This is a genomic window from Stutzerimonas nosocomialis, assembly GCF_005876855.1.
GTDB classification, from domain to species: domain Bacteria; phylum Pseudomonadota; class Gammaproteobacteria; order Pseudomonadales; family Pseudomonadaceae; genus Stutzerimonas; species Stutzerimonas nosocomialis.
Genome location: NZ_QLAE01000024.1, coordinates 1 through 14,323, shown reverse-complemented (window position 1 = coordinate 14,323; position 14,323 = coordinate 1). Strand labels below are relative to the sequence as shown.

Sequence of the window (14,323 nt, the reverse complement as noted above, 5' to 3'; positions counted from 1 at the left end):
TGTCGCGGGTCCGAACTCAGGCGCCCTCCAGCCGCTGCTGCAGTGCGACCCCGGCGCCTTCGAGCCCCGGATACTCGGCCGTGACCAGCCACACCGGAATCCCCTCGAAGTAAGGCGTCATGAAGCCCTTGTCGCAAAAACTTTCCCGGAAGCCGCTGCCCAGGAAGAAATCGACGAAACGCGGCACGATACCGCCGACGATGTACACGCCGCCACGGGCACCGGTGGTCAACACGTTGTCGCCGGCGATACGCCCCAGCCAAATGCAGAACTGCTGCAGCACCTGCGCCGCATAAGGCTCGCCGGCAAGCGCGGCCTCGGTGATCTGCGCCGCCGATTCCAGCTCGGCCTTGCGGCCATCGAGGCGGCAGCTGGTCCGGTACAGGCGCTGCAGCCCGCTTCCACTGAGGATCGCCTCGGCGTTGACGTGTCCCAGCTCCTCGTGCAGCAGCCCCCACAGCGCCGCTTCGCGTGGCGAGCCGATCGGCAGGCAGACGTGCCCACCCTCGCCCGGAAGCGCCCGCCAGCCGACACCCTCAAGCGGCAGCAGCGTGGCCACGCCGAGCCCGGTGCCTGGCCCGATCACCAGCCGGGCGCGCCCGGCCTCCGGTTCCCCCTCGCACACGGTGACACGCTCACCCTCGTGCAGACGGGTCATGCCCAGCGCCATGGCGCTGAAGTCGTTAACCAGCAGCAGCTCCGCCAGGCCGAGGTCTTCGCAGAACGCACGCCGGCTCAGGCGCCAATGGTTGTTGGTAAAGCGAAACTCCTCGCCCTCCACCGGCCCGGCACAGGCCAGGCAAACCGCCCGCAGCGAGTCGACCGACTGCCCGACCTCGTCGAGGTAGGCCCGGATCGCCGCTTCCGGGTTGGCATGGGCGGCAGTCGACAGCACGCGGATCGACTCCAGTCTCTGATCCCGCCACAACGCGAAGCGGGCATTGGTCCCGCCGATATCTCCTACCAGAGCAATGCTCACTTGAGTGCCTCCAAGCCCTCGGTGAATGCGCTGGCGCCCCGCTCCGCCGGACTGAACGCCGCGCGCATGAAGCCGAACAGTTCACGTCCGCATCCCAGGCCCAGATCGCTCGGCGCCGCCGCGTTTTCGCGACCTTCCCACTCGGCCTGGTCGACCAGCACGCGCAATTCGCCCGTCGCGGCATCGACGCGTATGACGTCGCCGTCGCGAAGCCGTGCGAGCGGTCCGCCATCGATGGCCTCGGGGCTCACATGGATCGCCGCCGGAACCTTGCCCGAAGCGCCCGACATGCGTCCGTCGGTCACCAGCGCGACCTTGTAGCCGCGGTCCTGCAGCACGCCGAGGAACGGCGTCAGCTTGTGCAGTTCCGGCATCCCGTTGGCCTTGGGGCCCTGGAAGCGGACCACCGCGATGAAGTCGCGCTCCAGCTCGCCGGCCTTGAACGCCTGGGCCAGTTCGGTCTGATCGGAAAAGACCCGGCATGGCGCCTCGACGACACGGTGCTCGGGCGCCACGGCGGAAATTTTCGTCACGCCGCGTCCCAGATTGCCTTCGAGCACGCGCAAGCCGCCCTCCGGCGAAAAGGCCCGCTCCACAGGCCGCAGGATCGCCTCGTCCAGGCTTTGCAGCGGCCCTTCGCGCCAGACCAGCCTGCCGTCTTCGAGAAAGGGCTCCCGGGTGTAGCGCGACAGCCCTTTGCCGAGAACCGTGTAGACATCCTCGTGCAGCAGGCCGGCTTCGAGCAGGGTGCGCACCATGAAAGGCACGCCACCGACCGCATGGAAGTGGTTCACGTCCGCCTGGCCGTTGGGATAGACCTTGGCCAGGGTCGGCACCACCGCCGAGATGTCGGCCATGTCCTGCCAGGTCAGCTGGATGCCGGCCGCCTGCGCGAAAGCCGGGATGTGCAGGGTGTGATTGGTCGAGCCGCCGGTGGCGCACAGGGCCACCACCGAGTTGATGATCGATTTTTCATCGACCACCTGGCACAGCGGCAGGTAGTTGCCGCTCTGCTTGGTCATCCGCGTGACCTGGCGTGCCGCCTCGCGGGTGAGTTCGTCGCGCAGGGGCGTGTACGGATTGACGAAGGACGACCCGGGCAGGTGCAGCCCCATGATCTCCATCACCACCTGGTTGGTATTGGCCGTGCCGTAGAAGGTGCAGGTACCCGGCCCGTGGTAGGACTTCATCTCCGATTCGAGCAGCTCTTCGCGGCTGGCCTTGCCTTCGGCGTAACGCTGGCGAACCTCGGCCTTCTCCTTGTTCGGGATGCCGGATGTCATCGGGCCGCCCGGGACGAACACGGTGGGCAGATGGCCGAAGCGCAGCGCACCGATCATCAGCCCCGGCACGATCTTGTCGCAGATGCCCAGCATCAGCGCGGCATCGAACATGTTGTGCGACAGCGCCACCGCGGTGGACAGCGCAATGACTTCGCGACTGGCCAGGCTCAGCTCCATGCCGGCCTCGCCCTGGGTCACCCCGTCGCACATCGCCGGAACGCCACCGGCGAACTGGCCGACCGAGCCCATCTCGCGCAGCGCTTCCTTGATCACGTCCGGAAAGTACTGGTACGGCTGATGGGCCGAAAGCATGTCGTTATAGGCCGACACGATCGCCACGTTGGCCTCGTCCATCAGCCGCAGGCGCTGTTTGTCGGTGGCCGAACCGCAACCGGCCACGCCATGGGCGAAATTGGCGCATTGCAGCGCGCCGCGCTGCGGCCCGTCGCTGGCCGCGGCGGCCATCATCGCCAGGTAGCGCTGCCGGGTCGGGCGGCTGCGCTCGATGAGCCGCTCGGTGACCTCTATAACTCGCGGGTGCATGTCATCACTCCTGCTAATCATGGTTTTAACAACAAAATCGCATAACCTCAGCCTTGATTTCTATTTTGACAGGAATAATCTTGTAATTCCCACAACAAATCTCGTCCCGGATGCCTATGACCATTCGAATCGCCATCAACGGCTTCGGCCGTATCGGACGCAACGTTCTTCGCGCCCTGTACACCCAGAGCTACCGCCAGGATATGCAGGTCGTGGCCATCAATGACCTGGGCAGCCCGGCCATGAATGCCCATCTCCTGGAGTTCGACAGCGTCCATGGCCATTTCGACGCAACCATCGGGGTCGAAGAGCAACACCTGGTGGTCAATGGCGACCGCATCGCGGTGACCGCGCTGCGCAACCCGGCCGAACTGCCCTGGCGCGAGCACCGGGTGGACGTGGTGTTCGAATGCACCGGCCTGTTCACTTCGCGCGACAAGGCGGCCGCGCATCTGGAAGCCGGCGCCTCCAAGGTGATCATTTCCGCACCCGGCAAGGACGTCGACGCCACCATCGTCTACGGCGTCAACCACCAGAGCCTGCGCCAGTCGCACCAGATCATTTCCAACGCCTCCTGCACCACCAACTGCCTGGCCCCGGTCGCCCAGGTGCTGCAGCGGGAACTGGGCATCGAGCAAGGCCTGATGACCACCATCCACGCCTATACCAACGACCAGAACCTTTCCGACGTCTATCACAGCGACCCGTTCCGCGCCCGCTCGGCCACCCAGTCGATGATCCCGACCAAGACCGGCGCGGCCGAAGCCGTCGGCCTGGTGCTGCCGGAGCTCGCCGGCAAGTTCACCGGCATGGCGGTGCGCGTCCCGGTGATCAACGTGTCGCTGGTCGACCTGACCCTGATGACCACCCGCGAGGCCAGTGCCGACGAAGTCAACGCCATGCTCAAGGCCGCCAGCGAGCGATCGCCGGTACTGGGCTACAACAGCCTGCCGCTGGTCTCCTGCGACTTCAACCACAACCCGCTGTCGTCGATCTTCGACGCCAACCACACCAAGGCCAGCGGCCGCATGCTCAAGATCATGGCCTGGTACGACAACGAATGGGGCTTCTCCAACCGCATGCTGGACAGCTGCAAGGCCCTGTACGAGGCTGCATGAAGCGGGCAAGACGGGGCGACCGACCAGGCCACCCCGTTTTTCCCGGGGAGGGACACCATGAACCGCATCGCCTTCACCCATGCCGAGCTTCCGGCGCGCAAACGCATCGCCCTGGTCGCCCACGATCACTGCAAGTCGTTCCTGCTCGCCTGGGCACAACGCCAGCGCGAGCAGCTGCTGCGCCACGAACTGATCGCCACCGGCACCACCGGCATGCTGGTGAGCGAGGCGCTGGGGCTGCCGGTGGAAAGCATGCTCAGCGGCCCGCTGGGCGGCGACCAGCAGATCGGCGCGCGCATCGCCGAGCAGCGCATCGACATCCTGATCTTCTTCTGGGACCCCTTCGAGCCTCAACCGCACGACCCGGACGTGAAGGCCCTGCTGCGCATAGCCGCGGTATGGAACATTCCGGTGGCCAGCAACGAGAGCAGCGCCGACTACCTGCTCAGCAGCCCGCTCTTCGAACAGGCCCACGAGTATCGGATACCCGATTACGCCAGCTACCTGAGCGGAAGGCACTGACCCGCCCGCCTACCGCTTGCGCTTGCGTCGCCCCGAGGCCTCGAGCACCAACAGGCGCATGTCCGCCTCGGCCAGCACCCGGCGCGCCTCGCTCTTGTCGAGCTTCTTCCAGCCCTTGATTTCCTGGCGGGTACGGCCGCAACCGCGGCAAACGTCCTGATCGAACTCGCAGACCTTGATGCAGGGGCTCTTCACCGTCGACCTCCCGGGTTAGCGATGCGACGAGTCGTCCTCGTCCAGAGAGACGGAGGCGTCGCGATCCTGATCGGCCTCGTCGGCTTCGGGCTCGTCGCGAGCCAGGTCCTCGAAGTCGATCTTCAGGCCCTGTTCCATGGAGTCGAGCTCGGCCAGCAGGGTGCGGAAACTGGTCTGCTCGCCCCGTGGCGCCGGCGCCTCCTCATCGGTGGCCAGGTCGGCGCGCGCCTGCAGGGACTCGGGCACCGGCGCGTCGTCTTCGAGCACGCCCGTCGGCTCGGGCTCCATCTCACGCAGCACCGCGAGCGGCGGCAGCTGGTCGAGACTCTTGAGGTTGAAATGATCGAGAAAGGCCTTGGTGGTGGCGAACATCGCCGGGCGCCCGGGTACGTCGCGATGGCCAACGACCCGGACCCACTCGCGCTCGAGCAGCGTCTTGACGATCTGGCTGTTCACCGCGACGCCGCGGATATCCTCGATCTCGCCGCGAGTGATCGGCTGCCGGTAGGCGATCAGGGCCAGCGTTTCGAGCAGTGCCCGCGAATAGCGTTGCGGGCGCTCCTCCCACAGCCGGCCGACCCAGGGCGCATAGCGCTCACGCACTTGCAGGCGATAACCGGAGGCGACTTCCTTGAGTTCGAAGGCGCGCCCCTTGCAGGACTTGTCGAGCACCTCCAGCGCCTTGCGCAGCAGCGCCGGCTCCGGCCGCTCCACCTCTTCGAACAGCTCGCCGAGACGCTCGAGCGACAACGGCTTGCCCGAGGCCAGCAGGTAGGCTTCGAGCAGGGAGGCAAGGTCTTTGGGGTCGGAGAGGTTCATCTACTCGGCTCGGGCTCTGACATGGATCGGGGCGAAGGGCTCATTCTGCACCAGTTCCACCAGCGATTCCTTGATCAGCTCCAGCACCGCCATGAAGGTGACCACCACGCCGAGCCGGCCCTCCTCGGCGCGAAACAGGGCGACGAAGGCGACGAAGCCGCCGCCCTTGAGGCGCTCGAGCACCTCGCTCATGCGCTCGCGGGTGGACAGCGCCTCCCGGGTGACCTGGTGGCTTTCGAACATGTCGGCACGGCGCAACACCTCGGCCATCGACAACAGCAGCTCTTCGAGGCTGACCTGGGGCAGCAGCTTGCGCGCCCTCGCCTCCGGTGCCTCGATCTGCGGGACGTGCAGCTCGCGGCCCAGCCGGGGCAGGCCATCGAGGTCTTCGGCCGCCGTCTTGAAGCGCTCGTACTCCTGCAGGCGGCGGATCAGCTCGGCGCGCGGGTCCTCTTCCTCCTGCTCGGCTTCGGCCGACCGCGGCAGCAACATCCGCGACTTGATCTCCGCGAGCATGGCGGCCATCACCAGGTACTCGGCGGCGAGTTCGAGACGCACCGTCTTCATCAGCTCGACGTAGCCCATGTATTGCCGGGTGATCTCGGCCACCGGGATGTCAAGAATGTCGATGTTCTGCTTGCGGATCAGATAGAGCAGCAGGTCGAGCGGCCCTTCGAACGCCTCGAGGATGACTTCGAGCGCGTCCGGCGGGATGTAGAGGTCCAGCGGCACCTCGGTGAAGGCTTCGCCGTAAACCAGCGCCAGCGGCAGCTGCTCGGGGGGCGTCTGGGTGTTGGGGTCCTGCTGCATGGAAGCTCTCGGCGAAGCGGGGAACGGCGGGCGACTAGCGATAGTGCAGGCCCATGGCGCGACGAACCTCGGCCAGGGTTTCCCGGGCTTCGTCGCGGGCGCGCTCGGCGCCTTCGCCAAGGATACTACGGACCAGATCGGGGTTCTGCTCGTAGTCCTCGGCGCGCTCCTGCAAGGGTGCGAGCTCGGTCCTGATCGCATCGACCAGCGCGCCCTTGCATTCCAGGCAGCCGATGCCCGCGCTGCGACAGCCCTGCTCGGCCCAGCGGCACACCGCCTCGTCGCTGTTGACCTGGTGCAGCGACCAGACCGGGCAGCGCGTCGGCTCGCCCGGGTCCTCGCGGCGCACCCGCGTGGGATCGGTGGGCATGTGGATGATCTTGTCTTCGATCTGTTGCGGCGTGTCGCGCAGGTAGATCGCATTGCCGGCCGCCTCGGCCATCCTGCCACCGTCCAGGCCGGTGATACGCGGCGTCTCGCCGAGTAGCGGCCGGGGCTCGGGCAGTATTACCCGGCCTCCCCCTTCGAGGTATCCCCACAGGCGCTCCTGGTCACCCAGGGTGATGGTCGACTGCTCCATGAGCAGCGCCCTCGCCGTGTTCAGCGCCTCGAGATCGCCTTGTTCCTGGTAGGCCTTGCGCAGGGAGTTGTAGAGCCGCGAGGTTTTCTTGCCGAGCTTGAGGATGGCCGCCTCGGCCCTGGCCTCGAAATCCGCTTCGCGTCCGAACAGGTGATTGAAGCGTCGCGCGACATCCCGCGCCAACTCCAGGTTGGGCAGCTGATCGGCACCGACCGGAACCACCCCGGCGCGATACAGCAGGATATCGGCCGCCTGCAGCAGCGGATAACCCAGGAAGCCATAGCTGTCGGCGCCCTGCTCATGGCGCTCGGCATGGGTCTCGCGGTAAACCGGCATGCGCTCGAGCCAGGGCGCCGGGCAGAGCGCCGACAACAGCAGGTGGAGTTCGGCGTGCTCGGGCACCTGGGACTGGATGAACAGCACCGCCGAACTCGGGCTGACGCCGGCAGCGAGCCAGTCGATGGCCATTTCCAGCGCATCGTCCGCGACGGTCGCGGCTTGCTCGGGGTAGCCGATCAGTGCATGCCAGTCGGCGATGCAGAAGTAGCAGTCGTACTCGTGCTGCAGCCGCACCCAGCTCTTGAGCACCCCCAGGTACTGGCCAAGATGGAGCCGTCCCACCGGGCGCATGCCGGAAACGACCCGACGCTGAGAATCCATGGCGCTCAAGGCAGATTCCTTTGCAAAGATGAGAGAACGTGCGTCACGGCGCCAATCACGCCGACTCGACGAACGCCTGGGGATCGCCACAACCGACGCGCACCACCTCCGGCTCGCCGTCGGCCAGGTTGATCACCGTGGACGCTTCCAGCCCACCGTAACCGCCATCGATGATCAGGTCCACCTGATGCTCGAGCAGCTGGCGCATCTCGTACGGATCGCTCATCGGCAGGCTTTCGCCCGGCATGATCAGGCTGACGCTCATCAGGGGCTCGCCCAGCTCGGCGAGCAGCGCCTGGGCGATCGGCAATGCCGGCACGCGCAGCCCGATGGTGCGGCGCTTGGGATGCAGCAGCATGCGCGGCACTTCCCGCGTCGCATTGAGGATGAAGGTGTAGGGGCCCGGCACGTGGGTCTTGAGCAGGCGGAACGACTGGGTGTCGACCTTGGCGAACAGCCCCAGCTGGGAGAGATCGCGGCAGGCGAGCGTGAAATTGTGCTTGTCGTCGAGCTGGCGCAGCCGGCGGATACGCTCGATGCCCGTCTTGTTGCCGATCGAGCAGCCCAGCGCGTAGGAGGAGTCGGTGGGATAGATCACCACTCCGCCATTGCGCAGGATTTCCACGGCCTGCTTGATCAGGCGCGCCTGCGGGTTCTCGGGGTGGATCTGAAAAAATTGGCTCATGTCGCCTCGCTCGTTGCCGGCACGCCGGCAGGGCTCTGGTTGAAACGTTCCCACAACCGGGGCAGGTCCTCCGGCAGGGTGCGATACAGACCCAGTTCAGACCATTCGCCCGGCGCATGGAAGTCGCTGCCGACACTGGCCATCAGCCCGAACTCGCGTGCCAGGGTCGACAGGCCACCGACCTGCTCGAGCGGCTGCATGCCGTTGACCACCTCCAGTGCATGGCCTCCGGCCCGCGCGAAGTCGATCACCAGCTTGCGCCGCTTGCTGCGGGTGAAGGGGTACTGCCAGGGATGCGCCAGGCTCACCCAGGCGTCGGCCTCGCGCAGCGTGTTCACCACCTCTTCGAGCGACGGCCAGTGCTGCTTCACGTCGCCGAGCTTGCCCGACCCCAGCCACTTGCGGAACGCTTCGGCACGGTCGCGCACATGCCCGGCGCGCACCAGGAACTCGGCGAAATGAGGGCGAGCCGGCGCGTTCTCGCTGTCGCCCAGCTCCTGCTGATAGGCCCGGGCACCCTCGAGCGCGCCCGGCATTCCCTTGGCCGCCAGCCGCTCGGAGATCAGCTGCGCACGTTGCCAGCGCCCCTGGCGCAGGGCTTCGATGGACGCCCGCAGCGCCGGCGCCTCGCGGGAAAAGCCGTAGCCCAGCACGTGAATGGTCGCACCGCCCCACAGGCACGACAGCTCGATGCCATTGACCAGTCGCATACCGCGCTCCCGGGTCGCCCGCTCCGCCTCGTCGAGGCCGTCGAGGGTGTCATGGTCGGTCAGCGCCAGCAGCTGCACGCCTCGCGAATGGGCGCGTTCCACCAGTACGGCAGGCGCGAGGGCGCCATCGGAAGCGGTGCTGTGGCAATGCAGGTCAACGGTGGTCAATACGAGCTCCAGCGAGGGTGGACGACGGTCAAGGTTCAGACAACCGCGGCAGCGGCTCGTGCCCCGGCACGGCGCTCGACCGGCATGCGGCGACGGTGCCGCCACGCCCGTTTCGCCCCGGACGCGGTTTGCTATTATGCCGGCCACTCCCGTTCCCGTGGCGTCCGCAGTGAAACAATTCGCCTACCGCGCCATCTGGGTCGACTTCAAGGTATTCGGCAGCCTCGGCATGACGCTGCTGTTCATGCTCGGCCAGGGTCTGTCTCTGTATCGCTACGTTCAAGAACCCCAAACGAAAGATCTCAAGGAGTAAACGCCCGTGCTCTACGCCATCATTGCCACCGACGCCCCCGCCTCCCTCGAAAAGCGCCTTGCCACCCGTCCGTCCCACCTGGCGCGCCTGGAGCAGCTCAAGCAGGAAGGTCGACTCGTGCTGGCCGGCCCGCACCCGGCGATCGACAGCAACGACCCGGGCGAAGCCGGCTTCACCGGCAGCCTGGTCGTGGCCGAGTTCGAGTCGCTCCAGGCCGCCGAGCAATGGGCCAAGGCCGATCCGTACAATGATGCCGGCGTCTACGCGTCGGTGACGGTCAAGCCGTTCAAGAAAGTCCTGCCCTGACCGGCCCCGCTTCTCATCCTGAACCAACCGAGCCGCAACGGACGAATCATGAGTGAACTGCTGTTGATCGACGACGACCAGGAACTGTGCGAGTTGCTGGTCAGCTGGCTCGGCCAGGAGGGCTTCGACACCAAGGCCTGCCACGACGGGCAAAGCGCCCGCAGCGCCCTGGCCAGCAGCCAGCCCGCGGCCGTGATCCTCGACGTGATGCTGCCCGACGGCAGCGGCCTGGAACTGCTCAAGCAATTGCGCAGCGAACACCCGGAGCTGCCGGTGCTGATGCTCTCGGCCCGGGGCGAGCCCCTCGACCGGATCCTCGGCCTGGAACTCGGCGCCGACGACTACCTGGCCAAACCCTGCGACCCGCGCGAACTGACCGCACGCCTGCGGGCCGTGCTGCGTCGCAGCCTCAACCCCACCACGCCCAGCCAGCTCGGGCTGGGCGACCTCAGCTACAGCCCCGCCCGCGGCATCGCCACGCTGGGCAATGTCGAGGTCAGCCTGACCCTGTCCGAAGGTCGCATCCTCGAAGCGCTCCTGAGCAATCCGGGAGAGCCCATCGACAAGCAATCCCTGGCTCAGCTGGCCCTGGGCCGGAAGCTGACGCTCTACGACCGCAGCCTGGACATGCACGTGAGCAACCTCCGGCGCAAACTCGGCCCCCACGCCGACGGCAGGCCCCGCATCGTCGCGCTGCGCAGCCGGGGCTACCTGTACGCCTCCTGAAACCAGGTTTACCGATGCTTTACGCTCGGCTGACCGCCCTTGACCTTGCGCGCCCTAGACTGGGCACATCCGGCAACCACAGAGGGCTTCGAACGGTTCGATAGCCAGCCGGTCCCCAGGAACCAGGAGAGACCTACCATGCGCAAGACTCTGATCGCAGTGATGTTCGCCAGCACCCTCCCGGCCCTCGCACTGGCCATGCCCGCTGACGGCAAGCACGAAGGCCCGCGTGGCAAGCACCACGCGCCGCACATGATGATGAAAGAACTGGACCTGACCAAGGACCAGCAGCGCCAGATGCGCACCCTGATGGGCGAGCAGATGAAGAACCGCCACGAGATCACCCAGCGCTACCTCGCCAAGCTGCCCGAAGCCGAGCAGAAGGCGATGCAGGACGAACTCAAGGCCGCCGCGGAAAAACGCCGCAACGACATCCGCGCCCTGCTCAACCCCGAGCAGCAGAAGCAGTTCGACGAAATGCAGAAGAAGATGGAAGCAAAGCGCGCCGAGCGCGCTGAATTCAAGCAGTGGAAAGCCGAGCGCGACAGCAAGAAGAGCTGATCGCCGACGCCCACCCTTAACCTGCCCGGCAGCGTTCGCGAACCGCCCTTCGCGAAGCCTGCCGGGCTTTGCCATGGAGATTTCCGGTGCGGTCATTGTTCTGGCGCATCCTCGCCACCTTCTGGCTGGCCATCGCCCTGGCGGCAGGGCTTGCCGTACTGCTCGGCCAGGTGCTCAACCAGGACGCCTGGATTCTCAGCCGCCACCCGGCGGTCAATCGGCTGGCCGAGAACTGGACCCGCGTCTATGAACGCCAGGGACCGATCGCCGCCCAGCTGGCGCTGGAGGAATACCGCCGGCGCTTTCGCATCGACGTCCAGGTACTCGGCGAGACCGGCCATCCCGTCGTACGCGGTACCTTCCCCGCCCGCTCGGCCGCGTTCGAGGCCCGCCAGCAGAACGACGAACGCCGCCTGCCCTGGCGCCGCCTGAGTACCGACTACACCAGCCCGCTCACGGGCGAAACCTACCTGTTCATCTACCGGATTCCCCATCAGGATCTTCGCGACTGGCAGCGGGAGAACCTGATCTTCCCGATCAGCGCGCTGGCGATCGCGCTGGTGGTGCTGACCGGTTTCAGCCTGTTGCTGACCATTTCCATCACCCGCCCCCTGGACCGCCTGCGCAGCGCCGTTCACGACCTGGGCCAGACCGCCTACCAGCAGAACTCGCTGGCACGGCTGGCCAAGCGCCGCGACGAACTCGGCGTGCTGGCCAACGACTTCAACAGGATGGGCGCGCGCCTGCAGACCTTGATCGGCAGCCAGCGCCAGCTGCTGCGCGACGTCTCCCACGAACTGCGCTCGCCCCTTGCTCGCCTGCGTGTGGCCCTGGCGCTCGCCGAGCGCGCCGGGCCACGGGAACGCGAAGCGATCTGGCCGAGGCTGGCACAGGAATGCGATCGACTCGAAGCCCTGATCGCCGAGATCCTCGAGCTCGCCCGACTGGACGCGGAACCCGGCGCCTCACGCCCCATCGCCCTGTTGCCGATGCTCGAACAACTGCGCGACAACGCAACGCTCCTGGCGCCGGAACAGAGCATCCAGCTCGACGCGCCGGAGCGTCTCGAATTGCAGGGCTGGCCGGATATGTTCGAGCGCGCGGTGGACAATCTGCTGCGCAACGCCCTGCGTTTCAACCCGGCGGGCCAGCCGATCGAGATTCGTGCCAGGGAGAACGACGGCTGGCTGTCGCTGAGCATTCGCGACCATGGTCCCGGTGTCGACCAGGCGCATCTGGCGCAACTGGGAGAACCCTTCTTCCGCGCGCCAGGACAAAGTGCGAACGGCCACGGTCTGGGCCTGGCCATCGCGCGCCGCGCCATCGAGCGCCATGCCGGGCGTCTGATCCTGGCCAATCACCCGGAAGGCGGCTTCGTCGCCACCCTCGAGCTGCCGCTGACTCCGGCAGAGCGCGGCTGAGGCGACTCGGGCTAGTCGCCCCAGCGCTGGACGAACGGCTCCGTTGCAGGCTCGGGTGCGGCCCGCACCCGCCCCTCGGGCGTGCCCATGTAGAGAAAGCCGATGATCTGCTCGCCCGGCCCCAGCCCGAGGCCCTCAGCCACATGGGGGTCATAGGAGAAATCGCCGGTTCGCCATACCGCACCGATGCTCTGCGCATGGGCCGCGAGCAACATGGCGTGGGCGGCGCAGCCGGCTGCCAGCAGCTGCTCGCTGTGCGGCACCTTGGGATGATCCTGCAACCGGGCGACGACGACGATCAGCAACGGCGCGCGCAACGGCATCCGCGCGGCCTTCTCCAGCGCCTCGGGGGCGGCGGCGGACGCGCGGCGCTCCAGCGCTTCGACGAACAGCTGACCCAGCCGCTCGCGGCCCTGTCCCTCCACCGTCAGAAAACGCCAGGGCTGTAGCTGACCGTGATCCGGAACCCGTAGCGCCGCGCGAAAGATCAGCTCTCGCTGCTCGGCGCTGGGGGCGGGTTCGCAGAGACGCGCGACGGAAACGCGGTTGAGCAGCAGATCGATAGCTTGCATTCGGTGATCTCCAGTGGCCGGACCACCCATTCTAGGGGCAGCCTGCCCTGGCGCCTAATGCCCGAGCGTCAGGCGACGCGAACCGGCGAGACCTCGGGCTGCAGAGGCGGCGTGAGCGGAGGCAGGCCATGGGCCGCACGCGCGGTGTCGCAATGGATGTTGTGTTCGCCATTGGCCCAGGACGCCTCGAATTCCCGGCAGGTGCTCGAGCGCTGCTCATACAGGGTGCAGCGCACGCCGCACCCCACATCGCCGAGCAGACCGACACAACGGGCCGGCTTGGCTTCAGTGCCTTTCATGGCAACGTGGAACGGGCTGACCTGCACGGTCAGCTCATCCGGCACCAGGCCGCCGGACGATGCGCACTCGCCCCAGAAGAAGGACACTCGGAAGTATGCGCAGCAGGCGCCGCACGTCAGGCAGGGATTGTCGATGGACATGGACAGGACACACTCAAGAACCGGAATAGGCCGGCGCCCAGGCGGCTATTCTATGCATCGCCCATCGCTTGTGAAGGGGCGCCACGACAAATAGGCAGGCCCCCTGCCAAACGGCTGTAGCCTCGCACTGGCGCGGTTTACAGCCGCGACGGCGAGCGTAGAATGACGCCCTCTTTTCGACCCTCGAGCCGAGCACCACATGGCCCTGCCGACACTGCGCATCATCGGTTTCATCCTCGGCATATTCCTGGTCACGCTCGCAGCCAGCATGCTCATCCCGATGTTCACGCTGCTGGTGTTCGAACAAACCGACGATCTCCAGGCATTCGTCTGGGCCAGTCTGATCACCGTCAGCTGCGGCGTGGCGCTGGTGATGCCGGGGCGCCCGGCGCTGACGCAGCTGCGGCCGCGGGACATGTACTTCCTGACGACCATGAGCTGGCTGGTGGTGTGCTGCTTCGCGGCGCTGCCGATGATGCTGATCCAGCACATCAGCTACACCGATGCCTTCTTCGAGACCATGTCAGGGATCACCACCACCGGTTCCACCGTGCTGTCCGGCCTGGACAGCGCCTCGCCCGGGCTGCTGATGTGGCGCTCGATGCTGCAGTGGCTCGGCGGTATCGGCTTCATCGGCATGGCGGTCGCGATTCTGCCGTTGCTACGTGTCGGCGGCATGCGGCTGTTCCAGACCGAGTCCTCGGACTGGTCTCAGAAAGCCATGCCGCGTTCGCACATGATGGCCCAGTCGATCCTGCTGATTTACGTCGCGCTGACCTTCCTCTGCGGCCTGGCCTACTGGCTGAGCGGCATGACGCCCTTCGAGGCGGTCAACCACGCGATGACCACCATCGCCACCGGCGGCTATTCCACCTCCGACAGCTCGATGGGCAATTTCAGCCCGGCCGCCCA

At 66.6% G+C, this 14,323-nt stretch carries 17 protein-coding genes and 1 pseudogene; 8 read left to right on the top strand and 10 right to left on the bottom strand.

All coding sequences use genetic code 11. The features are described 5' to 3' along the window. Positions 1 to 16: 16 nt before the first annotated feature. Positions 17 to 979, bottom strand: coding sequence for a glucokinase (locus DN824_RS15030; RefSeq protein WP_138409220.1), 963 nt, complete (start codon positions 977 to 979; stop codon positions 17 to 19). Continuing rightward, the gene (gene edd, locus DN824_RS15025; protein WP_138409219.1) at positions 976 to 2,805 is read right to left on the bottom strand and encodes a phosphogluconate dehydratase; all 1,830 of its coding nucleotides are present in this window, start codon (positions 2,803 to 2,805) and stop codon (positions 976 to 978) included. Before edd ends, DN824_RS15030 begins: the two co-directional genes overlap by 4 nt. Before the next feature lie 116 nt (positions 2,806 to 2,921). On the opposite strand from edd, the gene gap reads away from it, so the two are divergent. Beyond that, a complete protein-coding gene (gene gap / locus DN824_RS15020) occupies positions 2,922 to 3,923 on the top strand; it encodes a type I glyceraldehyde-3-phosphate dehydrogenase (RefSeq protein ID WP_138409218.1) in 1,002 nt (333 codons plus the stop codon). Positions 3,924 to 3,980: 57 nt separating this feature from the next. Further along, positions 3,981 to 4,445: a methylglyoxal synthase gene (locus DN824_RS15015; protein WP_138409217.1), complete on the top strand. Its 465-nt coding sequence runs from the start codon at positions 3,981 to 3,983 to the stop codon at positions 4,443 to 4,445. A 9-nt stretch (positions 4,446 to 4,454) separates the two neighbouring features. Here DN824_RS15015 and DN824_RS15010 read toward each other — a convergent pair whose 3' ends face one another. The 6 genes from DN824_RS15010 to DN824_RS14985 are packed head-to-tail and all read right to left on the bottom strand — an operon-like array spanning position 4,455 to position 9,072. Continuing rightward, entirely contained in the window at positions 4,455 to 4,640 is a 186-nt protein-coding gene (locus tag DN824_RS15010; protein WP_138409216.1) for a DUF1289 domain-containing protein, read from the bottom strand. A gap of 15 nt (positions 4,641 to 4,655) precedes the next feature. After that, on the bottom strand, positions 4,656 to 5,459 hold the full coding sequence (gene scpB / locus DN824_RS15005; protein ID WP_138409215.1) for an SMC-Scp complex subunit ScpB: 804 nt from the start codon (positions 5,457 to 5,459) through the stop codon (positions 4,656 to 4,658). Continuing rightward, entirely contained in the window at positions 5,460 to 6,269 is an 810-nt protein-coding gene (locus DN824_RS15000) for a segregation and condensation protein A (protein WP_138409214.1), read from the bottom strand. A gap of 34 nt (positions 6,270 to 6,303) precedes the next feature. After that, the gene (locus tag DN824_RS14995) at positions 6,304 to 7,509 is read right to left on the bottom strand and encodes a tryptophan--tRNA ligase (protein ID WP_138409273.1); all 1,206 of its coding nucleotides are present in this window, start codon (positions 7,507 to 7,509) and stop codon (positions 6,304 to 6,306) included. Between the two features lie 55 nt (positions 7,510 to 7,564). Further along, positions 7,565 to 8,194, bottom strand: a complete 630-nt coding sequence (locus DN824_RS14990; protein ID WP_138409213.1) for an L-threonylcarbamoyladenylate synthase — start codon at positions 8,192 to 8,194, stop codon at positions 7,565 to 7,567. Next, positions 8,191 to 9,072: a PHP domain-containing protein gene (locus tag DN824_RS14985; protein ID WP_138409212.1), complete on the bottom strand. Its 882-nt coding sequence runs from the start codon at positions 9,070 to 9,072 to the stop codon at positions 8,191 to 8,193. The genes DN824_RS14990 and DN824_RS14985 overlap by 4 nt, the downstream gene beginning before the upstream one ends. A gap of 178 nt (positions 9,073 to 9,250) precedes the next feature. Between DN824_RS14985 and DN824_RS14980 the strand changes: the two are divergent. From DN824_RS14980 to DN824_RS14960, 5 genes and pseudogenes are all read left to right on the top strand, one after another. Further along, a pseudogene (locus tag DN824_RS14980) lies at positions 9,251 to 9,385 on the top strand (septation protein IspZ); the annotation flags it as partial. Between the two features lie 6 nt (positions 9,386 to 9,391). Then, entirely contained in the window at positions 9,392 to 9,691 is a 300-nt protein-coding gene (locus DN824_RS14975; RefSeq protein WP_138409210.1) for a YciI family protein, read from the top strand. 48 nt (positions 9,692 to 9,739) lie between these two features. Next, positions 9,740 to 10,417 (top strand): response regulator transcription factor, encoded by a 678-nt coding sequence (locus DN824_RS14970; protein ID WP_138409209.1) that lies wholly within the window; start codon positions 9,740 to 9,742, stop codon positions 10,415 to 10,417. Between the two features lie 138 nt (positions 10,418 to 10,555). Next, a complete protein-coding gene (locus DN824_RS14965) occupies positions 10,556 to 10,978 on the top strand; it encodes a Spy/CpxP family protein refolding chaperone (protein ID WP_138409208.1) in 423 nt (140 codons plus the stop codon). An 86-nt stretch (positions 10,979 to 11,064) separates the two neighbouring features. Continuing rightward, entirely contained in the window at positions 11,065 to 12,399 is a 1,335-nt protein-coding gene (locus DN824_RS14960) for a sensor histidine kinase (RefSeq protein ID WP_138409207.1), read from the top strand. Between the two features lie 11 nt (positions 12,400 to 12,410). On the opposite strand, the gene DN824_RS14955 is transcribed toward DN824_RS14960, so the two are convergent. Beyond that, positions 12,411 to 12,971, bottom strand: coding sequence for an NAD(P)H nitroreductase (locus tag DN824_RS14955; RefSeq protein ID WP_138409206.1), 561 nt, complete (start codon positions 12,969 to 12,971; stop codon positions 12,411 to 12,413). Positions 12,972 to 13,039: 68 nt separating this feature from the next. Next, a complete protein-coding gene (locus DN824_RS14950; RefSeq protein WP_138409205.1) occupies positions 13,040 to 13,411 on the bottom strand; it encodes a YkgJ family cysteine cluster protein in 372 nt (123 codons plus the stop codon). Between the two features lie 199 nt (positions 13,412 to 13,610). Here DN824_RS14950 and DN824_RS14945 point away from each other — a divergent pair. Further along, on the top strand, positions 13,611 to 14,323 hold a 713-nt coding region (locus tag DN824_RS14945), incomplete at its 3' end, for a potassium transporter TrkG (RefSeq protein WP_138409204.1).